Source organism: Methylocystis sp. SC2 (assembly GCF_000304315.1).
Lineage (GTDB): Bacteria > Pseudomonadota > Alphaproteobacteria > Rhizobiales > Beijerinckiaceae > Methylocystis.
In genome coordinates, this window is record NC_018485.1 from 3,311,613 (window position 1) to 3,335,361 (window position 23,749).

The 23,749-nt window shown below is 64.6% G+C and carries 23 protein-coding genes and 1 tRNA gene; 15 read left to right on the plus strand and 9 right to left on the minus strand.

Annotated elements, in window-relative coordinates:
* Window positions 1-48: 48 nt before the first annotated feature.
* Window positions 49-1,464: a protein adenylyltransferase SelO gene (locus BN69_RS15995; RefSeq protein ID WP_014892686.1), complete on the minus strand. Its 1,416-nt coding sequence runs from the start codon at window positions 1,462-1,464 to the stop codon at window positions 49-51.
* A gap of 108 nt (window positions 1,465-1,572) precedes the next feature.
* A complete protein-coding gene (locus tag BN69_RS16000) occupies window positions 1,573-1,752 on the minus strand; it encodes a YdcH family protein (RefSeq protein WP_014892687.1) in 180 nt (59 codons plus the stop codon).
* A 250-nt stretch (window positions 1,753-2,002) separates the two neighbouring features.
* Between BN69_RS16000 and BN69_RS16005 the strand changes: the two genes are divergently transcribed.
* The 3 genes from BN69_RS16005 to BN69_RS16015 all read left to right on the plus strand — a co-directional run bounded on the left by BN69_RS16005 (window position 2,003) and on the right by BN69_RS16015 (window position 2,866).
* Window positions 2,003-2,077: transfer RNA gene (locus BN69_RS16005), tRNA-Val, on the plus strand.
* Between the two features lie 161 nt (window positions 2,078-2,238).
* Window positions 2,239-2,499, plus strand: coding sequence for a hypothetical protein (locus tag BN69_RS16010; RefSeq protein ID WP_148277150.1), 261 nt, complete (start codon window positions 2,239-2,241; stop codon window positions 2,497-2,499).
* An 88-nt stretch (window positions 2,500-2,587) separates the two neighbouring features.
* Window positions 2,588-2,866 carry a hypothetical protein gene (locus tag BN69_RS16015; RefSeq protein WP_014892689.1) on the plus strand — a complete coding sequence of 93 codons (279 nt, stop codon included), beginning with the start codon at window positions 2,588-2,590 and terminating at the stop codon, window positions 2,864-2,866.
* Between the two features lie 59 nt (window positions 2,867-2,925).
* Here BN69_RS16015 and BN69_RS16020 read toward each other — a convergent pair whose 3' ends face one another.
* Window positions 2,926-3,123: a hypothetical protein gene (locus BN69_RS16020; protein ID WP_014892690.1), complete on the minus strand. Its 198-nt coding sequence runs from the start codon at window positions 3,121-3,123 to the stop codon at window positions 2,926-2,928.
* Between the two features lie 241 nt (window positions 3,124-3,364).
* Between BN69_RS16020 and pdxR the strand changes: the two genes are divergently transcribed.
* From pdxR to BN69_RS16065, 9 genes are all read left to right on the plus strand, one after another.
* Window positions 3,365-4,888 carry a MocR-like pyridoxine biosynthesis transcription factor PdxR gene (gene pdxR / locus BN69_RS16025; protein ID WP_014892691.1) on the plus strand — a complete coding sequence of 508 codons (1,524 nt, stop codon included), beginning with the start codon at window positions 3,365-3,367 and terminating at the stop codon, window positions 4,886-4,888.
* Window positions 4,889-5,259: 371 nt separating this feature from the next.
* Window positions 5,260-6,474 carry an MFS transporter gene (locus BN69_RS16030; protein ID WP_014892692.1) on the plus strand — a complete coding sequence of 405 codons (1,215 nt, stop codon included), beginning with the start codon at window positions 5,260-5,262 and terminating at the stop codon, window positions 6,472-6,474.
* Window positions 6,475-6,648: 174 nt separating this feature from the next.
* Window positions 6,649-7,353 carry an outer membrane protein gene (locus BN69_RS16035; RefSeq protein WP_041927480.1) on the plus strand — a complete coding sequence of 235 codons (705 nt, stop codon included), beginning with the start codon at window positions 6,649-6,651 and terminating at the stop codon, window positions 7,351-7,353.
* A 162-nt stretch (window positions 7,354-7,515) separates the two neighbouring features.
* Complete coding sequence (sdhC, locus tag BN69_RS16040) at window positions 7,516-7,923, plus strand: succinate dehydrogenase, cytochrome b556 subunit (protein ID WP_014892694.1); 408 nt, start codon at window positions 7,516-7,518, stop codon at window positions 7,921-7,923.
* A 13-nt stretch (window positions 7,924-7,936) separates the two neighbouring features.
* Entirely contained in the window at window positions 7,937-8,332 is a 396-nt protein-coding gene (gene sdhD / locus BN69_RS16045) for a succinate dehydrogenase, hydrophobic membrane anchor protein (protein WP_014892695.1), read from the plus strand.
* A gap of 145 nt (window positions 8,333-8,477) precedes the next feature.
* Window positions 8,478-10,310 carry a succinate dehydrogenase flavoprotein subunit gene (sdhA, locus tag BN69_RS16050; protein ID WP_014892696.1) on the plus strand — a complete coding sequence of 611 codons (1,833 nt, stop codon included), beginning with the start codon at window positions 8,478-8,480 and terminating at the stop codon, window positions 10,308-10,310.
* A gap of 1 nt (window position 10,311) precedes the next feature.
* Window positions 10,312-11,100, plus strand: coding sequence for a succinate dehydrogenase iron-sulfur subunit (locus BN69_RS16055; protein ID WP_014892697.1), 789 nt, complete (start codon window positions 10,312-10,314; stop codon window positions 11,098-11,100).
* A 67-nt stretch (window positions 11,101-11,167) separates the two neighbouring features.
* Window positions 11,168-11,536, plus strand: a complete 369-nt coding sequence (locus tag BN69_RS16060) for a hypothetical protein (RefSeq protein WP_014892698.1) — start codon at window positions 11,168-11,170, stop codon at window positions 11,534-11,536.
* Between the two features lie 39 nt (window positions 11,537-11,575).
* The gene (locus BN69_RS16065; RefSeq protein ID WP_014892699.1) at window positions 11,576-12,610 is read left to right on the plus strand and encodes an aspartate-semialdehyde dehydrogenase; all 1,035 of its coding nucleotides are present in this window, start codon (window positions 11,576-11,578) and stop codon (window positions 12,608-12,610) included.
* 22 nt (window positions 12,611-12,632) lie between these two features.
* On the opposite strand, the gene BN69_RS16070 is transcribed toward BN69_RS16065, so the two are convergent.
* The 4 genes from BN69_RS16070 to BN69_RS16085 all read right to left on the minus strand — a co-directional run bounded on the left by BN69_RS16070 (window position 12,633) and on the right by BN69_RS16085 (window position 17,926).
* Window positions 12,633-13,556, minus strand: coding sequence for a sodium:calcium antiporter (locus tag BN69_RS16070; protein WP_014892700.1), 924 nt, complete (start codon window positions 13,554-13,556; stop codon window positions 12,633-12,635).
* A 4-nt stretch (window positions 13,557-13,560) separates the two neighbouring features.
* Window positions 13,561-14,454, minus strand: coding sequence for an outer-membrane lipoprotein carrier protein LolA (locus BN69_RS16075; protein WP_014892701.1), 894 nt, complete (start codon window positions 14,452-14,454; stop codon window positions 13,561-13,563).
* A 69-nt stretch (window positions 14,455-14,523) separates the two neighbouring features.
* Complete coding sequence (locus BN69_RS16080) at window positions 14,524-16,998, minus strand: DNA translocase FtsK (protein WP_014892702.1); 2,475 nt, start codon at window positions 16,996-16,998, stop codon at window positions 14,524-14,526.
* Window positions 16,999-17,080: 82 nt separating this feature from the next.
* Window positions 17,081-17,926, minus strand: a complete 846-nt coding sequence (locus tag BN69_RS16085; RefSeq protein WP_014892703.1) for a YihY/virulence factor BrkB family protein — start codon at window positions 17,924-17,926, stop codon at window positions 17,081-17,083.
* 60 nt (window positions 17,927-17,986) lie between these two features.
* On the opposite strand from BN69_RS16085, the gene BN69_RS16090 reads away from it, so the two are divergent.
* Window positions 17,987-18,400 carry a lysozyme inhibitor LprI family protein gene (locus tag BN69_RS16090; RefSeq protein WP_014892704.1) on the plus strand — a complete coding sequence of 138 codons (414 nt, stop codon included), beginning with the start codon at window positions 17,987-17,989 and terminating at the stop codon, window positions 18,398-18,400.
* A gap of 9 nt (window positions 18,401-18,409) precedes the next feature.
* On the opposite strand, the gene uvrC is transcribed toward BN69_RS16090, so the two are convergent.
* Complete coding sequence (uvrC, locus tag BN69_RS16095; protein WP_014892705.1) at window positions 18,410-20,395, minus strand: excinuclease ABC subunit UvrC; 1,986 nt, start codon at window positions 20,393-20,395, stop codon at window positions 18,410-18,412.
* Between the two features lie 179 nt (window positions 20,396-20,574).
* Here uvrC and BN69_RS16100 point away from each other — a divergent pair, with 179 nt between their 5' ends.
* The gene (locus BN69_RS16100; RefSeq protein WP_014892706.1) at window positions 20,575-21,684 is read left to right on the plus strand and encodes a calcium:cation antiporter; all 1,110 of its coding nucleotides are present in this window, start codon (window positions 20,575-20,577) and stop codon (window positions 21,682-21,684) included.
* A 20-nt stretch (window positions 21,685-21,704) separates the two neighbouring features.
* Window positions 21,705-22,352 carry a glutathione S-transferase family protein gene (locus BN69_RS16105; RefSeq protein WP_014892707.1) on the plus strand — a complete coding sequence of 216 codons (648 nt, stop codon included), beginning with the start codon at window positions 21,705-21,707 and terminating at the stop codon, window positions 22,350-22,352.
* Between the two features lie 279 nt (window positions 22,353-22,631).
* Here BN69_RS16105 and BN69_RS16110 read toward each other — a convergent pair whose 3' ends face one another.
* The gene (locus tag BN69_RS16110; RefSeq protein ID WP_014889743.1) at window positions 22,632-23,675 is read right to left on the minus strand and encodes an IS110 family RNA-guided transposase; all 1,044 of its coding nucleotides are present in this window, start codon (window positions 23,673-23,675) and stop codon (window positions 22,632-22,634) included.
* Window positions 23,676-23,749: the final 74 nt, after the last annotated feature.

A 23,749-nucleotide genomic window follows, 5' to 3' on the forward strand; every position in this document is an offset into this window, starting at 1 on the left:
CGATTATCGCGCGGCGGGCAAGAGTCGTTCAAGCGAATTGCTCTGTCGTCACTCATAGGCGCTCCGCATCTCGTCGATTGCAGCGATTTTGGCGTACAGCGGCGTCCAGTCGTCGCGCTCGGCGATCGCCGCCCAAAGCGCCTCGACCTCGTCGATCAGCATCGTACAGGGCGCCGCGCGCTGAAAGTAGGGGTGATCCAGGCGCGCCGTCGGCGCCGGCCGATGTTCGGCCAAAGCGGCGTGAAGCGGCATGAAAGCCTCCGCTTCATAATGCGTTGCGGACGGACTGCGTTTGGCGCGTTCGGCGGAGGCCATGCCGCCGCGCCAATCGAAAAAGGTCCGTTCGAAGGGCGCCTGCGTCACTGTCAGAAAATCGACAAAGGCCTTCGCCAGCGCGGCGTCGGCGTCCTCGCCGGCCGACGCGAGCCCGAGCCGATTGAGCAGCGCCGCCCGAAATTCCTGCTGGATGCGCGTGGGAAAGGTCCCCAGAACCTTTTCGGCGGTCTTTAGACCGATAAGGGGGATCAGACATTCGGCCAGGCGGGACAGATTCCAGCCGAGCGCGCCGGGCTGTCGGCCAAAGGCGTAAAGCCCGCTTTCGTCGAAATAGGCGGCGGTGAAGGTCGGGTCATAGACCGGCGCAAAGCGCCATGGCCCATAGTCGAAGCTCTCGCCGGTGACGTTGATATTGTCGGAATTCAGCACGCCATGAACGAAGCCCGACGCCATGTAGCCGGCGCCGAGCCGCGCGACCCGCGCTGTGACCGCTTCGAGAAAGGCGAGGGCTCTCTCCGGCGCCGGCAGATCGGCGAGGGCGGGAAAATAGTAGCGGCAGACATGGTCGAGCAGCCGCTCGATCGCCGCGGCGTCGTCATGGAAGGCGAGGCGCTGAAACGTTCCGATGCGAATATGCGAATGCGACAGGCGCACCAGCACGCTGGAGCGCGTCGGCGAGGGTTCGTCGCCGCGCATCAGCGCCTCGCCCGTTTCGATCAGGCTGAAGGTCTTGGAAGTGTCGACGCCGAGCGCCTCCAGCATCTCCGTCGCCAGAATCTCGCGCACGCCGCCCTTGAGCGTCAGCCGTCCGTCGCCGCGCCGCGACCAGGGAGTCTGGCCGCTGCCCTTGGTGCCGAGATCGAGCAGGCGGCCGTCCTTGGCGTCGCGCAGCTGCGCGAAAAGGAAGCCGCGGCCGTCGCCCAGATCCGAGTTGTACACGCGGAACTGGTGGCCGTGGTAGCGCAGCGCCAGCGGACGCGCGAATCCGCCCGGGAGCGGCGAAAAGCGCCCCAAATGTTCGATCCACTCCGCATCGCTCAGCCCGTCGAGGCCGACCCGCGCCGCCCAACGCTGATTGCGGTAGCGGAGTCGATGTTCGGGGAAGGTGGCGGGTTCGACGCGGTCGAAGAAGGGCTCGCCCAGACCTTCGTGTAACGTCTCGGGGCGATAAAGCTCGGTAACGGGCATAACGACCGGGGCTCGCAAATCGCGCGCCGCGGCGCGAATGCCCAAAAAAATAAGGCGGAGATCTCTCTCCGCCCATGGCGTGAAGCAGAAAGTGAGCGAAAGGAAACGCTAATGTCGCGTTTCGCTAATCGACAATTTGGCGAGCTCGTCCTTGATCTGCAGCTTTTTGCGCTTGAGTTCCAGGATCTTCAATTCGTCCGTTCGGGGATGCAGCTGTTCCTGCTCGATCTCCTTTTTGAGCGCGTCATGGCGGCGCTGGAGTTCGACGATATGGCCCTGCAAGGACATGCGAAACCTCCTTAACTTCTCTCCGCTCGACAAGCGGGAGCGGCGTTAAGTCTGCCACAAAGCGGGCGCGCCGCAAGACTCGAAATCGTCAAACGTCACAAAACTTTTGCACACGCCGCCCGCATCCTTTACGGAACGTCAATCCTTTCCGTGGCTTGCGGTCAAGGCTGCCGCCAATGTCGCAGGCAAAGCCCGCTTGCGCGCCGCCGCGTTCGTCAGTATAGACGGGCGCTCCGGCCCACGGGCCTGGGGGCGCGTAGCTCAGCGGGAGAGCACTACGTTGACATCGTAGGGGTCACAGGTTCAATCCCTGTCGCGCCCACCATTAAAAGCGGCCCATTTCGGTTCGCCCATCGCCGCAAAGCCTGAAGACCTTGGCGCATTCTGCGTCACCCCAACATGCGCGTGAAACTGTCGCTGGCCGCTTGCCTGAGCGTATCCGCGCGCCATCTGGCGTCGTGTTTCGGCGAAGATCAGGGCCGGCATATGTTGAAGTATCCGCTCCTCATCCTGCTTGGCCTCACCCTCGCCGCCGGCGCGGCCCAGTCGAAAGGTCAAGCGAAGGCGCCCAAAAACTGTTTGCCCATCCTTCGCGCAGCCGGGGGCGCCCCGACGCGCCCTTACGGTCAGATCCCGTACTCGGTCTGGTACTACGTCCTTTATCAGCCGGTTTGCGACGGCAAATCCGAACAGACATGCATTTGGGCGTGTGGAAAGCCGCCGTCCCGCGACGGCGACGCCGAATGATGCGCGCGGCGCTTCTCGATTGCCTCGCTCCATTGCGACGTCCATAGCTGCTCCCATCCGCCCTGACCGGGCGAAAGCGGAGGAGACCATGGACCTGCCTGCGATTGACCCGCTGATTGGGATTGGCGTCGCCGCCTCGACCGCCATCACTGACGCGGTCTATGTGTTCTTCAACGCCGCCGTATCGGAGCGTCGGCGCGTGGCCGCCGCGAGCTGGAGCAGCATCTGGTATCTGCTCTCGGCCTTCGCGGTGATCAGCTATACGTCGAACTGGGCCTATGTGGCGTTCGCGGCGGTGGGCGCCTGGGTCGGCGGCTTCCTGTCCATTACAGTGCTGAACCGCCTCGTGCCCCTGCGCAAACCTTAAGGATTCCGCCCAAAAAAAACGCCGCTCGCGCGGCGCAGAGGAGTAAATTGTCCGCGCGCTTAATCGCGAACGACCTGATTGCGGTCCTGGATCAGCAGCGGCAGGCGCTTGGCCGAGGCGCTGGCGACGCTCATCTCCTGCTTGTCGCGCGCGAAGCCGCGCGCCTTTTGCTCATGATTGACGTTTGTCGCGAGACCTAGCGCCAAAAAGCCCACCCAAAACGCCAGGGGCACGAAGCGCGACTTCGAAAACGGCATTTGGGTCTCCCTTGATGCGCAAGGCGTTCTTGATTGGGACGATTGCAGCTTTCCCCAATCTGCGTCCAAGTAAAAGCGCCAGGAGCAAGCAACCTGATGGCGCCAGATAAAAACAGTTCTCCTCTCTGGCTGGCGTCCTCGCCTGCAGTCCTGCCAAAGTTGGCGCCAATGCTTACCTCGCCTGTGGACCTATGCGGCATGGTTGAAAGCGCATTAGCTTGCGCCCAGGGAGATTGCAGCGATGACCTTCACGACCACGGATCGTCCAGCGCCCATCGTTAAGAGCGGGCATGTGCAACTGTCGATCACTCTGGCTGAGTCAGACAAGAATACTCTGCAGAACCAGATCTTCGATCAGATCCGCTCGATGATCCTCAGCGGTCAGCTCAAATGCGACGATCCGATGCCGACCACCCGTGAGCTGAGCAGCCAGCTTGGGGTCTCACGCAACACGGCCGTGCTGGCCTATGAGCGGCTGATCGCGGAAGGCTATATCCGCACGAAGCCTTACGTCGGCACCTTCGTTTCGCCGGATCTGCCGGACACGGCGTTTCTGTCGGCCGATCAACGCACGCCGCAGACGGAAGAGCAGGGGGCCGCGATCGACGTTCCGGCGGCTTGCGGCGCGTTGCGCACCCATCGCCTCGCCGACCCGGAGCGCCGCCGTCTCGCCGCCGATTTCTGGGTGGGCCGGCCGGACGCGCGATCCTTTCCGCTCAAGGCCTGGTCGCACCACATCAAGAATCGGCTGAAGGCGGTCGGCGCCAATCTCACGAGCTATAATGACGCCGCAGGACTGATGGAGCTGCGGCGCGCGATCGCCAAACATCTCGCGCCGGCGCGCGGCGTCGTCGCCGATCCGGAACAGATCGTCATCGTCGGCGGCTGCCAGGACGGCTTCAATCTGGTCGGCCGCCTGCTCGTGACGCCCGGGTCCACCGCCGTCGTCGAGTCGCCCTGCTATCAGGGCGCCGCCTTCGTGCTCGAAAGCCTTGGGGCGACGCTTCACCCCGTGCCCGTGGACCAGGACGGGCTCGACGTGTCGCGATTGCCGAAAACCAGGGGCGCCGTCGCCTATGTGACGCCGTCGCATCAATATCCGATCGGCGTGACCATGAGCCTGCAGCGCCGGCTCGAGCTTCTCGCCTGGGCGACGCAATACGACGCCTACATCATGGAAGACGACTATGACAGCGACTTCCGGTTTATCGGTTCGCCGCTGACGGCGCTGAAGGGGCTCGATCGCAACGAGCGCGTCATCTACCTCGGCACCTTCTCCAAGTGCATGGGTCCCGGACTGCGGCTTGGCTATGTCGTGCTGCCCCGCCGTCTCGCCGAAGCCGGCCGGCGCATGAAAATGTTGATGAACAATGGCCAAAGCTGGCTGGAACAGGCGGCGATGGCGGATTTCATGTCGAGCGGCGAATTCGGGCGTCATTTGCGGCGCATCCGCCAGCTCTATCGCGATCGGCGCGACGCGCTGCTGGGCGCGCTGCGCAATCACTTCGGCGCCTGCGAGATCTACGGCGACCAGGCCGGCATGCATCTCGTCTGGAAGCTGCCGGACGGTTTTCCGGACGCCGCCGAGGTGGAGAAGAGAGGCGTCGCCGCGGGCGTCGGCGTCTGTTCGCTGGCGACGGGCTCGGCGCTGCGCTTCGACGACGTCAATGGCGGCGATCGGCTGCTGATGCTGGGCTTCGTCGCGCTCACCGAAAAAGAGATCGAGACCGGGATCGCCCGGCTGGCGCAGGCGCTGAAGGCGTAGCGGCGCGCAACCCTCTCCCATCGGGAGAGGGTGGCTGCGAAGCAACCGGGAGAGGGGGCTCTCTCGGACGAATATTGGCGACGCTTTGTCGGATTCGTCGCGCCTATATTGGCGAAATCGTAACCCCTCACCCCGGTCCTGCAGACCGACCCTCTCCCACAGGGAGAGGGTTTCCGCGCGCCAACCCTCTCCCATCGGGAGAGGGTGGTTGCGGAGCAACCGGGAGAGGGGTTGCCGCGCTGCAAGGGTTTGCGTAACGCAGTGGCGCGCCGCTCACATTGACTGCAAGCGAAGCGAGCGGCCCCTCACCCCGGTCCATCGGACCGACCCTCTCTCTCCGGGAGAGGGTTTCGCGCGAGCCGAATCACTTCATGAAGGATTTCAGCGCCCGCTCCCGTCTGCGCGCCATACCGTCCGGCGTCTGGGCGCTCGGACTCGTGTCGCTGCTCATGGATTTTTCTTCCGAGATGATCCATGCGCTGCTGCCGATCTATCTCGTCGGGGCGATGGGCGCCTCGATGGCCGAAGTCGGAATCATCGAAGGCGTCGCCGAGGCGACCGCCTCGGTCGTCAAGATTTTTTCGGGCGCGCTGTCGGACTGGTTCGGACGGCGCAAGCAGCTGGCCATCATCGGCTATGGGCTTGCGGCGTTGACCAAGCCGATGTTTCCGCTGGCGCCGAATGTCGCCTGGGTCATGGCCGCCCGCTTCATCGACCGCGTCGGCAAGGGCATACGCGGGGCGCCGCGCGACGCGCTTGTCGCCGATCTCGCGCCGGCCTCCGTCCGCGGCGCGGCCTTCGGGCTTCGCCAGTCGCTCGATACGATCGGCGCCTTTCTCGGGCCGGCGGTCGCTGTGGCCGCGATGTGGTTCTCGGCCAACAGCATCCCTTTCGTGTTCTGGATCGCGACGATTCCGGCGGCGCTCGCCGTTGCGGTTCTGGCGCTCGGCGTGCGCGAGCCGGAAGCCTCCCGCCCGCCGCGGCCGGCGCGTTTTCCGCTGCACATCGATGAAATCCGCCGGCTCGGCGGCCCCTTCTGGATCGTTGTGGCGATCGGCGTCGTCTTCAGTTTGGCGCGTTTTTCCGAGGCTTTTCTGATCCTGAAAGCGCGCGACGTCGGTCTGCCGGTGGCGCTCGCGCCGCTGGCGCTCGTCGCGATGAATGTCGTCTACGCCGGCGCCTCCTTTCCTGTGGGCGCCTTCTCGGATCGGGGCGATCGCAAGACGCCGCTGATGGCGGGCCTTGTCGCGCTGATCGCCGCCGACGCCGCCTTGGCGGTTGCAGAGCATTTGCCGCTCGTTTGGCTGGGCGTGGCGCTTTGGGGCCTGCACATGGGCCTCACCCAAGGTCTCCTGGCTACGCTCGTCGCCGATGTCGCGCCGCTCGCGCTGCGCGGCTCGGCCTTCGGCGTGTTCAACCTGACAAGCGGCTTGGCGCTGCTCGCCGCGAGCGCCGGCGCCGGCGCGCTCTGGGACGCCTTCGGTCCCCAGGCCGCCTTCTGGGCGGGCGCGCTTTGCGCGTCGCTGGCGCTCGCCGGATTCGCGGCGGGCGGCCGTCGGATCGGGCGGCCCCACAGGCCGGGTTGAGCGGGCGCGTTAAGAACTTCGCGGCGGAATTGGGGCCCGTTAACGAATAGCTAAGCCTGTCGATTAAACATTGAAAACGAACGATAAATTTTCGCAATTGCGCCATTGTCGACCATTGATTTCAAAAACCGGGCGGGGGCGCTGGCGTTTCAAGAACGCACCATCGAGGTTCTAATGAAAAAACGAGCTTTCGGCGTCGCCGTCGCGACATCCCTGGCCGCTCTGTCGGCCTCGGCCGCAGACCTGCCTTCGCGCATGGAGCCGCCGCCGGCCTATATTCCGCCGCCGCCAATGCTCACCTGGACGGGGCTCTACGCCGGCCTCAATCTCGGCGGCGGCTGGCTCGACCGGGACGACTCCAGGTGGCTGTTTTCCACAGGGGCGTCGAACACGGGCGGCGTCATCGGCGGCGCCCAGATCGGCTACAATTATCAATTCACGCCACTTCTGGCGGCAGGGCTTGAAACCGATTTTCAAGGGTCGGGCGTTGGAGGCGGTTGGGGCCGCAGCGTCGACTGGTTCGGCACGGTGCGCGGGCGGGCGGGCGTGTCGATCTTGAACGCGCAGCTGTTCCTTTACGGCACCGGCGGCTTCGCCTATGGCGACCTGCGTCTCAACTACGGCTGGCTTGGCTCTCAGGTCCGCGCGGGAACCGGTTGGACGGCGGGCGGCGGGCTCGAATACGCTTTCCTGCCGAACTGGTCGGCGAAGGTCGAATATCTCTACACAGACATCGGCGCGAATTACGACCCGATCTACATTGCGCCCTTCATCGTCGAAACCCGGCAGCGCGCGCATCTCAATACTGTGCGCGCCGGCGTCAACTACCGCTTCAACTGGATGCTCGCGCCTGCCGGACCGGCCATGGCGAACTACTGAATCCAAATGCTATGAACGCGCGCGGCAAGAGCCCCGAAAACGGGGCTCTTGCGTGTTGCGGCGCGCCTGTTCGATCGCTTTTGGTTGCGGCGCCGCAACAATTGAATTATCTGCTTGGAAGCGTTCCGAGAAAGAAATCGGCCGCACGCGAGAGGGTTCTACATGGCCGACGCCGATACAAACAGGCTCGCCGCGCGGCGGCCGCTGTCGCCCCATCTGACGATCTTCAAGCCCATCCTGACGATGATGATGTCGATCGCGCATCGAATCACCGGCGCGGGGCTTTACGTCGGCATGGCGCTTCTGGCGCTGTTCCTGCTCGGCGCGGCGATCGGCGGCGGCGTCTTCTCCGCCGTTTCCTGGATCGCGTCGGGCTTCATCGGCAATCTGCTGGTGCTGATGGTCGTTTGGGCGATTTTTCATCATCTGCTTGGCGGCGTGCGTCACGCGCTCTGGGATCGCGGCCTTTACATGGACGTGAAGGGGCGCGAACTGCTGGCGCAGGGGACGCTGGTCGGCGGCGTCCTGCTGACGCTGCTCGTCTTCATCTTCAAGACGCTGGCGAGCTGAGCGGAGCGGACTCATGACGGTTGCGACAAGATTCAAGAGCGGTCGAACCGGACCCGGCGACGCCTATGTCTCCGACCATAGCGGTTCCCCCCATGCGCGCTTCATGCGGCTGACGTCTTATGCGCTGGTCCCGCTTGGCGTGCTGAGCGCCTGGTGGATTCTGGGACTTGCCGGCAAGCCGCTCGAAGGCGTGCGCGCCGAAATCGGCAGACCGATTCCCGCGCTCGTGCTTCTTGCGTTTGGGGTCATCGGCATGATCCATGCGCGGCGCGGCATGGACGACATCATCGAAGATTACGTGCACGACAAAGCGTTGAAGGCGCAGGCGATCGTCGCCAACACTTGGGCGTCGCGGGCGATCGCAGCGATTTGGGTCGTCGCGATCCTCCTCATCGCCGCGCCGAAGTAGTCGCACGATGCGATCGACAGACGTCGACGTGACAGGCGAGAGCAGGAAGCGGCGCGACATCGCTGCTTTGATCGCGACGATCCCGTCTTGTAACGACGCAGCTACGCCGCGCGTGGCGCAAATGAGATTCGAGAAGGCTTAATCGATGATTGCAACGGGTCCTGCATCAAATGTGTCGGTGGGCGGTCGGGCCTATGCGATCGTCGATCACACCTTTGACGTCGTCGTCGTCGGCGCAGGCGGGTCGGGACTTCGCGCCGTCGTCGGCTGCGCCGAGGCAGGACTGAACGTCGCCTGCGTCACCAAGGTCTTTCCAACCCGTTCGCACACCGTGGCGGCGCAGGGCGGCATCGCCGCCGCGCTCGGCAACATGGGGCCGGACGATTGGAAATGGCACATGTACGACACCGTCAAGGGCTCCGACTGGCTCGGCGACCAGGACGCGATCGAATATATGTGCCGCAACGCGCCGCCCGCCGTTTATGAGCTGGAGCATTGGGGCGTCCCCTTCTCGCGCACGAACGAAGGCATGATCTATCAGCGTCCGTTCGGCGGCATGACCACCGATTTCGGCAAGGGCCCGCCGGCGCAGCGCACCTGCGCGGCCGCCGATCGCACCGGCCATGCGATGCTCCATACGATGTATGGACAGGCGCTGAAGCTGGACACGAAGTTCTTCGTCGAATTTTTTGCGCTCGATCTCATCATGGATCGGGACGGCGCCTGTCGCGGCGTCGTGTGCCTGAAGATCGATGACGGAACGATCCATCGTTTCCGCGCGGCGCTCACCGTGCTGGCGACGGGCGGCTACGGCCGCGCCTATCTCTCGGCGACGTCGGCGCACACCTGCACGGGCGACGGCAACGCCATGGTGCTGCGCGCCGGGCTGCCGCTGCAGGATATGGAGTTCGTGCAGTTTCATCCGACCGGCATCTATGGCGCGGGCTGCCTGATCACCGAAGGCGCGCGCGGCGAGGGCGGCTATCTGACGAACAGCGAAGGCGAGCGCTTCATGGAGCGCTATGCGCCCTCGGTGAAGGATCTCGCGCCCCGCGACATGGTCTCGCGCGCCATCACCGTCGAGGTTCGCGAGGGCCGCGGCGTCGGCAAGAATCACGATCACGCCTATCTGCATCTCGAGCATCTCGATCCGCAGATTCTGCATGAACGTCTGCCGGGCATCTCGGAAAGCGCCAAAATCTTCGCCGGCGTCGACGTGACGCGCCAGCCGATCCCGATCATTCCGACCGTGCATTACAACATGGGCGGCATACCGACGAATTATCACGGCGAGGCGTTGCGCAAGCGCGACGGCAATCCCGACGAGGTGGTGCCGGGTCTGATGGCGCTTGGCGAGGCGGCCTGCGTCTCGGTGCATGGCGCCAATCGCCTCGGCTCGAATTCGCTCATTGATCTCGTGGTCTTCGGCCGCGCCGCGGCGCAGCGCGCCGCCGAACTCATCAAACCGAACGATGCGCAGCCGGAACTGCCGGCGGATTCGGCCGATCTCGCGCTGTCGCGGCTCGATTTTTTCCGCAACGCCGACGGCTCCACGCCCACCGCGGTCTTGCGCGACAGGATGCAGCGCACGATGCAGGCGCACTGCGCCGTCTATCGCACCGGCGAAGTCCTCGCCGAAGGCGTCGAACAGATCAACGCCGTCTGGCGCGACGGCGCCGACGTCAAGATCGCCGATCGCTCGCTGATCTGGAACTCCGATCTCATCGAGACGCTCGAATACGACAATCTCATCGTGCAGGCGGTCACGACGATGGAGAGCGCCGCCAACCGCACGGAATCGCGCGGCGCGCATGCGCGCGAGGATTTCCCGGAGCGCGACGACAAGAACTGGATGAAGCATTCGCTGGCGACGATTGATCGCGAGAGGAAGACCACCTCCATCGATTATCGCCCGGTGCATAGCTACACGATGACCAATGAGGTCGCTTACGTCGAGCCGAAGGCGCGGGTGTATTAAGATGGTCGAATTCACCCTCCCCAAAAACTCCGTCGTCGCCGAAGGCAAGACCTGGCCCAGGCCCGAAGGGGCCGAGCGCGTCCGCGAATTGCGCATCTATCGATGGGACCCCGACGACGGCGCCAATCCGCGCATCGACACCTATTTCATCGACGCCGACGACTGCGGGCCGATGGTTCTCGACGCGCTGATCTGGATCAAGAACAGGATCGATCCGACGCTGGCCTTCCGTCGCTCCTGCCGCGAGGGCATTTGCGGCTCGTGTTCGATGAACATCGGCGGGCTGAACACGCTCGCCTGCACTAAAGGCATGGACGACATCGACGGTCCGATCAAAATCTATCCGCTGCCGCATATGGCGGTGGTCAAGGACCTCGTGCCCGATCTGACGATCTTCTATGAGCAATATGCGGCGATTCAGCCGTGGCTGCGGGCCGGACCCGCCCCCGAGAAGGAGCGGCGGCAGTCGCCGGAAGAGCGCGCCAAGCTCGACGGGCTCTATGAATGCATCCTGTGCGCCTGCTGCTCGACCGCCTGTCCGAGCTATTGGTGGAACGCCGATCGCTTCCTGGGTCCCGCGGCGCTGCTGCAGGCGTTCCGCTGGGTGCAGGATTCGCGCGATGAAGCGACGAGGGATCGCGTCTCCTATGTCGACGACGTCTTCCGCCTCTACCGCTGCCACACGATCATGAATTGCACCCAGGTCTGCCCGAAGTGCCTGTCGCCGGCCAAGGCGATCGCCGAACTCAAAAACATGGCGATCGCCCAGGACGAGGCGGAATCGCGCTGAGCGCGCCGCCTTGATCCCGCCGCGCCGCCGGTTTAGGACGGAACAAACGTCTTCGGAGATCTGCGCCATGTCGACCTGCGCTCGTCTTTCATTCCGCCCGCTTCTCTGCGCCGCTTTCCTGATCGCGGCCGGGCCCCAGGTCGGCTCGGCGCAGCAGCTTCAGGTCGATCGGGGAGCGCCGGACGCTTCGGGGTCCGTAACGACGCCGCCGAAAGCCAAGCGAGCGAAAGCGCAGCAGTCCCCGCGCGCCGGCGCCGGCCAGCAGCAGCAGGGAGGCGCCGGCAACCGCCAGTTCGGCGAGCTGGAAGGATGGTCGCCGGGCAAGGCGCCCCCCGGCGGAAGGCCGAAGGAAGAAGAGAAGTCGAGCCTCCCAAAGGGCGGATTGCCTATTGGCGTTTCGCCGTCGGGGAATATGTCCGTCGGCCTCCCATTCTAAAAATCTCAGGCGCCGGCGTTCGCCGGCTGGAGTTTGATCATGGCGTATAAGGTCGCGGTCGTCGGCGCTACGGGCAACGTAGGCCGCGAGATGCTCGATATTCTCGCCGAACGCCGCTTCCCGGTTTCGGAAGTCGTCGCGCTGGCGTCATCGCGCTCGATCGGCACGGAAGTCTCCTTCGGCGACAGGACGCTGAAGTGCAAGGCGCTCGACTCCTATGACTTCTCCGACGTCGACATCTGTCTCATGTCCGCGGGCGGATCGGTCGCGAAGGAATGGGCGCCGAGGATCGGCGCGCAGGGCTGCGTCGTCATCGACAATTCCTCTGCCTGGCGCATGGATCCGGATGTGCCGCTGGTGGTGCCCGAGGTGAACGCCGGCGCCGCCGGCGGATTCGCCAAGAAGAACATCATCGCCAATCCGAACTGCTCGACGGCGCAACTCGTCGTGGCGTTGAAGCCGCTGCATGACGCGGCGACGATCAAGCGCGTCGTCGTCTCGACCTATCAGTCGGTCTCCGGCGCGGGCAAGGAGGGCATGGACGAACTCTTCGCGCAGACCCGTTCGGTGTTCGTCGCCAACCCCGTTGAAGCGAAGAAATTTCCCAAGCGCATCGCCTTCAATCTGATTCCGCACATCGACGTCTTCATGGAGGACGGCTTCACCAAGGAAGAGTGGAAGATGGTCGCGGAGACAAAGAAGATCCTCGATCCCAGGATCAAGCTTGTCGCCACCTGCGTGCGCGTGCCGGTCTTCATCGGCCATTCGGAAGCGGTGAACATCGAATTCGAAAAGCCGATCTCGGCGGACGAGGCGCGCAATATTTTGCGCGCGGCGCCCGGCGTGCTGGTGATCGACAAGCGCGAGGCGGGCGGCTACATCACGCCGCATGAGGCGGCGGGCGAAGACGCGACCTATGTTTCGCGCATCCGCGAAGATCCGACCGTCGATAATGGTCTCGTGCTGTGGTGCGTCTCCGACAATCTGCGCAAGGGCGCCGCGCTCAACGCCATTCAGATCGCCGAAACGCTGCTGAACCGCAAGCTGCTCGCGCCAAAGAAAAAGGCGGCTTAGTTCCCCGAGGCGATCGCCGCCGTCAAATAGCCTGCGTAGACGGCGAGCAGCGCGACGCCGCGCCACGGACGGTAGACGCCGCTGCGCGGCGGATAAACAGCGCGAGCGCGATCAAGCCGGCGATGAGCGCCGGCGCGGCTTCAATCTCGGACGTCTGGATCGGCGTGATGGCGCCAGCCACGCCGATGATGAACAGCCCGTTGAAGATATTGCTGCCGAGCAGGGCGCCAAAGCCGACGTCGTCCTGTCGGCGAATGCGCGCCATCAGCGCAGTGGCGAGTTCGGGCGTCGAGGTGCCCACCGCGACCAGAGTCGCGCCGACGATGAAATCGCTCAGCCCAAAGCGCCTGGCGATTCCGCTTGCGCCAAAGACAATGAGACTTCCGGCGGCGATCAATAGTCCGAGTCCGATCGAGGTCTCGACAAGAGCGCGCGTGAAGCCTGAAGAGGTCTCCTGCGGCGCCGGGGCTAAGCGCCGCTCCTCGAGCGCCTCCAGCGTGACTCTCACGAACCATAGCGCGAAGCCGCCCAAGAGGATCGCGGCCTCCAGACGAGACAGCGATCCATCGATCAGCATGACGCTGAGCGCTAAAGGCGCCGCGGCGGCGGCGGCGAAATTCCGCGTCGCCTGGGCGCGAATGATGGCGAGCGGCCCAAAGAGCTGAGCGACGCCGAAGATCAGCGCCAAATTGGCGACATTGCTGCCGAGCGCGTCGCCCAAGGAGATTTCCGGCTCTCCCGCCAGCGCCGACTGGATGGCGACGGTCAATTCCGGGCTTGATGTGGCGAAAGCGGCCACGGTCGCGGCGATGACGCTGGGCGCGACGCGGGCGGCGCGGGCGATCCCGACCGTGCCGCGCACGAACAGCTCGCCGCCGCCCGTGGCGCAGAGCAGACCCAGCGCCAGATAGGGGATCGCGGTCGAAATCGCGTCCGCCGTCGGCAACGGCTTATTTGTTGATTTTGAACAGCGTCGGATCCGGCACTTTCGCCTGATCAATGTTGAAGACCGAGATCAGGGTCTCATAGCCCTGCGGGTCCTTCACCTGCCACTGCTTCAATTTGAAGGTCTTGGGGTCGAAGATCAAACGCACATGCGACGTGCCGCCGAAGGTCGCCTTGTCCTCGATGGCGATGGTGACGCCGGAATCATCGATCTTCACATCCTCGACGGTGACGTCCTTTTCGAGGTCGATCTTATCCTTCATGAGGAATTTGAGCGGCGTCTGGGTGATGAAATAGAGATCCTGGGTATTGAGCTTGCGGTCGCGCACCGCGACCTGCGCGCCGTCGGCGACGACCTCCATCGTCGCCGGCTGGGCGTATTCGAAGCGAACGCGGCCGGCGCGCTGCACATGCAGCCTGCCTTCCGAGCGCTTGCCGTCGCCGCCGATCTGCACGAAATCGGCGGTCATCACCGGCGAGGCGTTGAAAAAGGCGTTGGCGCGCTTGACCGCCTCGGCGCGGGTGAGCGGTTTCTCCGGCTCCGGCGCGGGCGCAGGCGCGATCGTGGCGGCGGCGGAGGCTGGTCCCTGCGCGGTCGGCTTGGCGCTCTTCTTCCCGATCGGGTCTGCGGGCTTCGCCTCGCCGGGCTTGGCGGGCGCGGGCTTGACGGTCACGGGCTTGGGGTCGACGCTCTTCTCGTCCTCAGCCTTGACCTCAGCCGATTTGGGCCTTGCTTCGGTGGGGTTCGCTCCGGCTGGCTTCGCCTCGGCCGCCTTGTTCTCGGCGCCCGCCGAAACGCTTCCCTGCGACGGCGGCGCGGCGCGCGCGATCGTCGCGGCGGCGGCCGGGACGGCGAATGAAAGCGCGGCGAGCAGGGCGGCAAAGCGAACGTATGTCACGGCGGGTTCCGATTCTGGGAAGCTGTCGCCGTCTTCCTAGCATAAGTTGGCGGAATTGGGGGCGAAGCCTTACTCCGCCGCCTCGATATCGAAGGCGCCGCGATCGACGCCGCCGCCGACGAGAATTTCGCGCTTGCCGGCGTGGTTCGGGGCGGAGACGACGCCTTCCTGCTCCATGCGCTCGACGAGCGAAGCGGCCTTGTTGTAGCCGACCGAGAGGCGGCGCTGGATGTAGCTCGTCGAGCACTTCTTGTCGCGCAGCACGATATTGACGGCGCGGTCGTAAAGGTCGCCGCCTTCCTCCGCGTCCATCGAGCCGGGCAGGGGCGCTTCGCCGTCCTCGCCGACGTCGTCTTCGGAGGTGATGGCGTCGAGATATTGCGGCGCGCCCTGCGTCTTCACATGGGCGACGATGTCCTCGACCTCGCGGTCGGAAACGAAAGGCCCATGCACGCGCGAGATGCGGCCGCCGCCGGCCATGTAAAGCATGTCGCCTTGGCCGAGCAGTTGTTCGGCGCCCTGTTCGCCCAAGATTGTGCGGCTATCGATTTTCGACGTCACCTGGAAGGAGATGCGCGTCGGGAAGTTGGCCTTGATCGTGCCGGTGATGACGTCGACCGAGGGGCGCTGCGTCGCCATGATCAGATGGATGCCCGCGGCGCGGGCCATCTGCGCGAGTCGCTGGATCGCGCCCTCGATGTCCTTGCCGGCGACGAGCATGAGATCGGCCATCTCGTCGACGATGACGACGATGTAGGGCAGCGAGGTCAGCTGCATCTCTTCATGTTCGAAGATCGCTTCGCCGGTCTCGCGGTCGAATCCGGTCTGCACGGTGCGGGTGATCGTCTCGCCTTTGGCCTGCGCGTCGGCGACGCGGGCGTTGTAGCCATCGATGTTGCGCACGCCGAGCTTCGACATTTTCTTGTAGCGGTCCTCCATCTCGCGCACCGCCCATTTGAGCGCCACGACCGCCTTTTTCGGGTCGGTGACGACGGGCGTAAGGAGATGGGGAATATTGTCGTAGACGGAGAGCTCCAGCATTTTCGGATCGACCATGATCAGCCGGCACTCTTCGGGCTTTAAGCGATAGAGCAGCGACAGGATCATGGTGTTGATCGCGACCGACTTGCCGGAGCCGGTGGTGCCGGCGACCAGGAGATGCGGCATTCGGGCGAGATCGACGATCACCGGCTCGCCGCCGATCGTCTTGCCGAGCGCGATGGCGAGCTTGTGGTTGGAGCGGACGAAATCCTCGCAGGCGATGAGCTCGCGCAGATAGACCATCTCGCGACGCTGGTTCGGCAGTTCGATGCCGATGGCGTTGCGCCCCGACACGACGGCGACGCGGGCGGAGATGGCGGACATCGAGCGGGCGATGTCGTCGGCGAGGCCGATGACCCGCGAACTCTTGATGCCGGGCGCGGGCTCCAGTTCATAGAGCGTGACCACGGGCCCGGGGCGGACGTTGATGATGTCGCCCTTGACGGAAAAATCCTCGAGCACGCCCTCAAGCAGACGCGCATTGTGCTCGAGCGCCTCCTGCGGGAGCTTGACGCCGCTCGGCTGTTTCTTCGGCTCGGCGAGAAGGGTCAGGGACGGCGTCTCATAGCGCGTATTGAAGCGGGGCTGCGCGGTGCGGGCGGGCGCACGGGTCTTGCGGGGCGCAGGGGGAGCGGCCGCGGGCGCATAGGGCGGGTCGTCGAGATCGTGGGGCCGCGGCGGCGGAAAGGTAGGGTAAAGGTCCAGGTCCTCGAAGGTCGGCTCGACGCGCGGATAGCGCGGCGGCGGCGGCCGGTCCGTCGTCGCGGCGCGACGTCTGAACCTTGCGGCGGCGCGCAGCATCCAGGCTTTCGACGCCAGTCCAAGATGAATGAGCGCGCCGAGCGAGATCAACGCGACGCCAGGCTCGCCGCCGGCGTCCTCGTCATCATCGGCGCCCGGACGAATCGTCGCGTCGTCTTCAGCGGACCGGCTGCGCATCTCCGCTTCGGACTCGAAGCCCAGTCCGGCCGCGCCGGTCACGGCGAGGATCGCGATGAGAGCGGCGCCGACGCCGAAAAGCGCGGTCAGGACGCCTGAGCCGGCGAAGATCAACCGCGGCACAGCAAGGATGGCGTCGCCGGCGACGCCGCCGAGGCCGGTGGGCAGCGGCCAGCGCTCCGTCGCGGGCAGAAGCGACGCGGTCGCGGCGGTTGCGAAAACGCCGAGGACGCAGAGCCCGACGCGCAGCATCACGCGGCCGATCCGGCGGCGTCTCATGAGACGCAATCCCTGGGTCGCGATCGGCACGATGGCGGCGATGGCGCCGAAGCCGACGAGCTGCATCAGCAGATCGGAGACGATCGCGCCCGGTCCGCCGAGCAGATTGCGGACGTGGCCCGAGGTCGCGTGGTTGAGCGACGGATCGCGGGCGGACCAGCTGACGAGCGCCAGCGTCAGCGCGCCGGCGCTCACGAGCAAGGCGGCGCCCAGGATTTCCGCCAGCCTCCGCGCCGCAAACTCGCGAAGCTGCTCGGTAAAATGGCCCCTTGCATGGCTGCGCATATGAGGTGAAGCCTCGCTTGATCGCAGCGCCGCCAACGGCGCGCGGATGCGGGCAGCGTAAAAAATCTCGGTTAAGGTGCGCTTAAGCCCGGCTCCCCGGACTCTTGCCGCCCGCCGCGACCGTCTGATTGAGCTCGGCGCCGTAAATGAAGATCGCCGCCAGCATCTGCAGAAAAACGATGGCGATCACGATCGAGGCGAGGCCGGCGTACATCGAAATGTAGCTGCTGGCGTATCGCGCAAGATAGGCGCCGAAGCCGACGCCGAGCGCGAGCGACGCGATAATCGTCAACGCGATGCCGGGCGCGATGACCTTGAAGCTGCGCCGTTCCGCAGGCAAGAACTTGTGAGCCGCGAAAAGCGCGATCGCCAACAGGCCGGTGGTGACGCCATAGCGCACAGGTTGGAAGAGCGGTTGGAGATCTTGGGCGATGAGCGGCGCATATCGTTCCGCAATCGTCCACGCGAGCGGCCCCAGCACGAGCAGAATGGCGACGGCGAGAAGCGCCGCCGCGCCGAGAAAGACGTAAAGAATTGATTCCAGACGCGAGAGCCACCAGGAGCGCGTCTCCTTGACGTCATAGGCGCGGTTCAGGGCGACGCGAAGCGCCTCGACTCCGCTCGAGGCGAAATAGATGGCGAAGACCGCGCCCAGGGTCAGCAGTCCGCCGCGCGGCTGCGTCAGCACATTGCGGATCTGCTCCGAAATCGGCCCCGCGACGCTCGCCGGCCATGTTTCGAAGAGGAGTTTTCTCGCGGCCTCCGCTTCGCCCGCCAGGCCGAAAAAGCCCGCAAGCGCCGTCAGAAAGATGAGGAACGGAAAGAGCGAGGTCAGGATGGACAGCGCAATATAGCTCGCGATCGCCCAACCGTCGTCGCGGTTGAACTTGAGATAGGCGTCATAATGGAGCCAAAAAATTTTTCGCATGCGAACCCATGATAGCGTGCCGACCGGGAATGGCGATGGCGCAAGGGAGTGAATCCGTCGATGAGAAGCTTTCCTTTACGGCGCGCCGCCGCCATCAGCGCGGCTTTTATGGTTCTGGCGCATTCGACGAGCCGGGCGCTCGCGAAGGACTGCGACGGCCGCGGCTCTCAGACGGACCTCAATCTGTGCGCGGGAGAGAATTTCAAGCAGGCCGACGCGACACTCAACGCCGTCTACGCCAAATTGCTGAAAAAGATCAGCCCGGCGGGGCAGTTAAAATTGCGGGCGGCGCAAAAATCCTGGATCGCCTACCGGGATGCGCAATGCGCATTCGAGACGCTGGGGACGATCGACGGCAGCATTCACAGCATGGTCGTGGCGCAATGTCTTGAGGATTTGACCGAGCAGCAGACGAAACGGCTGCAGCGCCAGTTGACCTGCCAGGAAGGCGACGTCTCCTGCGGCGGCCAGTAGCGCGTCGCGCTACTCGCGCTGAAAATGCTCATACACGAGCCGCGCCGTCGCCTTGTTGACGCCGGGGACCTTCTCGAGGTCCGAGAGCGCGGCTTTCGACACCGCCTTCGCCGAGCCGAACGCCAGAAGCAGCGCGCGTTTGCGCGACGGTCCGACGCCGGCGATCTCGTCGAGCGGATTCTTGATGAATTCCTTCTTGCGCCGTGCGCGATGCGTGCCGATCGCGAAACGATGCGCTTCGTCGCGCAGGCGCTGCACAAAGTAGAGCGCCGGATCGTGCGGCGGCAGGCGGAACGGCTCGCGACCTTCGACGAAAAACGTTTCGCGCCCGGCGTTGCGGTCGGCGCCCTTGGCGATCGACGCGATCGCGACGCCTTCTACTCCGAGTTCACGTAAGACGTCCCGCGCGACGTCGAACTGCCCGCGTCCGCCGTCGATCAGAATAAGGTCGGGCCTTGCCGGAAAAGCATCGCAGTCCTGACTCTTTTCGCCTTCTTTGGCGAGCCGCGCGAACCGCCGCGTCAGCACCTCGCGCATCATGCCGAAGTCGTCTCCCGGCGTGATCTCCGCGCTTCTGATGTTGAACGTGCGGTAGTGGGCTTTCATGAATCCGGCCGGCCCGGCGACGATCATCGCGCCGATCGCCTGCGCGCCGCCGATGTGGGAATTGTCGTAGACCTCGATACGCCGCGGCGCGGCGGCCAGACCAAAAGCCTGGCCAAGCGCCGCGAGCAGGCGCTGCTGGCTTGCGTCCTCGGCGAGCTTGCGGCCGAGCGCCTGCCGCGCATTCTGAAGCGCATGCTCGACGAGTTCGCGCTTCTCGCCGCGCTGCGGCGCGAGCACTTCGACGCGGCGGCTGAGCCGCGCGGTCAGCGCTTCTTCAAGCAGCGCGCCGTCCTCGATCGGATGCGAGAGAAAGACGCAGCGCGCCGAAGGGTGCTCCTGGTAGAACTGCGCCAGAAAGGCGTCGAGGACTTCCGCCTCGGACAGCGTCGCGTCGGCGCGGGGGAAGTAGGAGCGATTGCCCCAGTTCTGATAGGCGCGAAAGAAGAACGCCTCGACGCAGAAGCGTCCGGCGTCCTTGGCGATGGCGAAGACGTCGGCTTCCTCGACGCTGCGCGGATTGATCCCCTGTGTGCCTTGAACCGCCGAGAGCGCCGAGATTCGGTCGCGCAGCCGCGCCGCGCGCTCAAACTCCAGTCGCTCCGAGGCTTCGGTCATTTCGCGCGCCAGCTGTTCGCGGACCTTGCGACTTTTGCCGGAGAGGAAATCCCGCGCCTCCCGCACGAGCTCGGCGTAATCCTCCATGGAGATTTCGCCGGTGCAGGGGCCCGAACAGCGCTTGATCTGATAGAGCAGGCACGGACGCGTGCGGTTGTCATAGAAGCTCTGCGCGCAGGACCGCAGAAGAAAGGCGCGCTCCAGCGCGTTCAAGGCGCGATTGACCGCCCAGACGCTGGCGAAGGGACCGAAATAGTCTCCCTTGCGTGCGCGGGCGCCCCGGTGCTTTAGAATTTGCGGCGCGTCATGATCCTTGGCGATCAGAATGTAGGGGAAGGATTTGTCGTCGCGCATCAGCACGTTGAAGCGCGGCTTCATCTGCTTGATGAGATTGGCTTCCAGGAGCAGCGCGTCGGTTTCGGTCTCGACCGAGATGAACACCATCGCCGTCGTCGCCGAGATCATCCGCGCGATGCGGTTCACGTGGCCCGCAAGACGCGTATAGCTCGCGACGCGCTTGCGCACGTTTTTCGCCTTGCCGACGTAGAGCACCTCGCCGTTTTCGGCGATCATGCGATAGACGCCGGGCCCGTTCGGCGCGTGACGCCAATGCTTCTTGATGACGTCGACGCCGCGTTTGACGCTCTCGGGCGTTTCTGGCGTCTCGCCCGCGTCCTCGCACGGCTCCGCCTGCGCCTCTTCGGCGGCGTCGGGCGCGTCAAAGACGTCGTCTTCCTCGGGCGGAAGATCGCGTGGATTTGCATGGGCGGTCATTCGCCTAGATCTATTCGCCGCCGGCCGGGATGGAAAGCGTCGCGAAAGGCGATCGGCCGGACCAAAGAGCTGTGTAGAACCTCGACCCCGCGCGCATTTCCCCGGAGCGCCGCCTTGCGCCCGCCCGATCGTCTGGCCACAGTCCTGCAAAGCTTGGGCTGCGACGATCAGGGGACGGCATGCAGGCGGCGAGGATCACCGTTGGCGCGGTCCTGTTTCCGGCGCTGGCGCTGGGGCTGGCCGGCGTCTTTCTGTTTGGCGAGCGCTGGATCGCGCTAATTCCGGCGTCCGTCGATTTCGTTCCGCCGACCCTTGCAGCGGTCTTGTTGATCGGGGCCGTCTTCGCCGCCTTGCAGCACGCCGAAATTCTCGGCGCCAAGACGGGCGAGCCCTATGGGACGCTTGTGCTCACCATCGCCGTGACAATCATCGAGGTCGCGATCATGGCCTCGATGGTCGAATATGGCGAAGAGGATCCGACCGAAGCGCGCGAGGCGGTGTTCTCCGCGATCATCATCGTCTGCAACGGCCTTGTCGGCCTCTGCCTTCTGCTCGGCGGCTTCCGTCACCACGAGCAGGAAATCCAGCCGATGGCGACCAGCGCCTATCTGGCCATCCTTATCGCCCTTTCGATTCTTACGCTCGTTCTGCCCGATTATACGACGTCGAGCTACGGACCTACTCTGTCCACGATTCAGCTCATTTTCATCAGCGTTCTGTCGGTGCTGCTCTACGGCGCGTTTCTCTTCATTCAGACGGTGCGGCATCGATCCTACTTCATCGACGTGCATGTCGCCGCCGTGGGCCACGGCGAGGCGAAGCCGTCGCGCGCGGTGACGATCTTCGCAATTGTGGGACTGGGCGCCAGCCTGCTTGGAGTCTCGCTTCTCGCGGAGCGCGTCATACCCGGTCTTGAAGAGGCGCTTCGCTGGGGAGGCGTCGACGACGTGAACCGGGTGACCGGCGCGGCCGTGGCGATGCTGGTCCTGCTTCCCGAATCGATGAACTCGATCCGCGCCGCGACCCGTAACGCGATTCAGACAAGCCTCAACGGCGCGCTCGGTTCTGTCGTCGCGACGATCGGGCTCACCGTTCCCGCCGTGGCGCTGCTGAGCGTCGCAACGGACCGGGACATCGTCTTCGGTCTCGAAAAGCGCGACACCGTCTTGCTGCTGCTGACATTGCTGCTCAGCGTTGTAAGCTTCGGCGCCGGCCGCACGAATCTCATGACGGGGCTGGTGCATCTCGTCGTTTTTGCGACATATATTTTTCTGTTGTTCGTCCCCTAATCTTCACGCAAAGAGCGCCAATGAACGACGACAATCCGATCTTGTATTACGCGCCGCGCACGCGGGCCTCTAGCGTGTTGACCCTGCTTGAGGAACTCGACGCTCCTTACGAGCTGCGCGTGTTGAATTTCCAGCTTGGCGAACAACGCAAGCCGGAATATCTCGCCGTCAATCCGCTCGGAAAAGTGCCGGCCATCGTTCACAACGGCGCGCTCGTGACCGAGCTTGGCGCGATTTTCATCTATCTTGCCGACGCCTTTCCGCAGAAAGGTCTCGCGCCAGCCATTGGCGACGCCTTGCGCGGGCCTTATCTGCGCTGGCTCGCGTTTTACGGGTCGGCGTTCGAGCCTGCGATCGTCGATCGTTCGATGAACCGCGCGCCGGCGCCTGCGAGCAGAAGTCCCTACGGCGATTTCGAGGGGGTCATGGCGCTGATCAACGCGCAATTGACGCAAGGCCCCTATCTCTTCGGCGAGCGCTTCACCGGCGCCGACATTCTTTGGGGCGGCGCGCTGCGGTGGACAGTCGGATTCGGCCTCGTGCCGGAAACCCCGCACATCTCCGCCTATGTCGAGCGCGTCACAACGCGGCCCTGCTTTGCGCGCGTCGCGCAGACCGACGAAGAGCTGCTCAAGATTCATGAAGCGGCGGCGGCGACGAGCGGCTGATTAGTTCGCTTGGCGGTATGTCATATGTGGACGGCCCCGCTTGGCAAGCGGTTTTTTGTCGGCGCGGTGAACCTGGTGGCGGGTTTCGGTCATATGTCCGGCCTTTTGGCGCGGCGCGTATGTCCGCTGGCCCTGATGAAGTTCGACTGCGAAGGCTCCTGATCATTCCCGCGAGCTTTGTGCACGTGACACGTAGCGGAGTGTCCTTCGTCGTCGTTTCCGACCCTGTCGTTCATCACGTCGATGTTTCGCCCTCGCCAAACTGGATGGTTCGAACGGTTACGCCATCGAGGGCTTCCCTGCGCGCGCCATGATCTGGGTTCGGAAGGCCTCGCCGGTCGTCATCATGGCCCAGATGATCCGCGCCAGCTTGTTGGCGAGCGCGAGGCTCACGAGCCGCGCCGGCTTCCTGGCCAGGAGGGCGACGAGCCAATCGCGCAGAACGCCGTTGCGTTTGCCGGCCACGCGCAACAGCGAGGTCGCGCCGAGCGTCAGCAGCTTGCGCAGATAGCGGTTGCCCTGCTTGGTGATGGCGCCGAGCTTTTCCTTGCCGCCGCTGGAGTTTTGCCTGGGCGTGAGGCCGAGCCAGGCGGCAAAGTCGCGCGCGGATTTGAAGACGCTGGGGTCCGGGACGCTGGCGACGATCGCCGTGGCGACGATCTTGCCGACGCCGGGGACGCCGGCGAGCAATTTGCTGATCTCGCTTTGCGCATGGACGTTGGCGATCTCTTTATCGAGCGCGACGATCGCGGCGCTGATCGCCTCCAGCTGCTGGACGAAAATCTTTACGGTCGCCTTGGCGATTTCTGGAAGCGTCGCGTCATTCTTGGCTTTTTCCAGCAGTTCGCCCGCATGGCCGACGCCCTTGGCGGCGACGACGCCAAACTCCGCGAGATGTCCGCGCAGCGCATTGACGCTCATGGTGCGCTGCTTGACCAGAAGCTCGCGCGTCTTGTGCAGCATCAAGCTCGCCTGGTTCTCGGCGCTTTTGATCGGCACGAAGCGCATGTCTGGCCGCGACACGGCCTCGCACACCGCCGCGGCGTCGACCGCGTCGTTCTTGCCGCGCTTGACATAGGGCTTGACGTAAATCGGCGGGATCAGGCGCACGTCATGGCCCATGGCGCGCAGTTCGCGTCCCCAATAATGCGCCGAGCCGCAGGCTTCCATGCCGATCAGGCAGGGCCCCGCCTCGGCGAAAAAAGCAAGAAAACCATCCCGCCGCAGCTTGCGCGTGACGGCCCGCCCATCCTCGCTCACCAGCGCGTGAACTTGAAAATACCGCTTGCCCAAATCAATCCCGATTCTGATAAACTTCTTCATGGACGGCCTCCCTCTCTGTGGCGCTCCGGCGACCACGTCTTGGCACTTTAGATGCCGTTGAGGCGGGGCCGTCC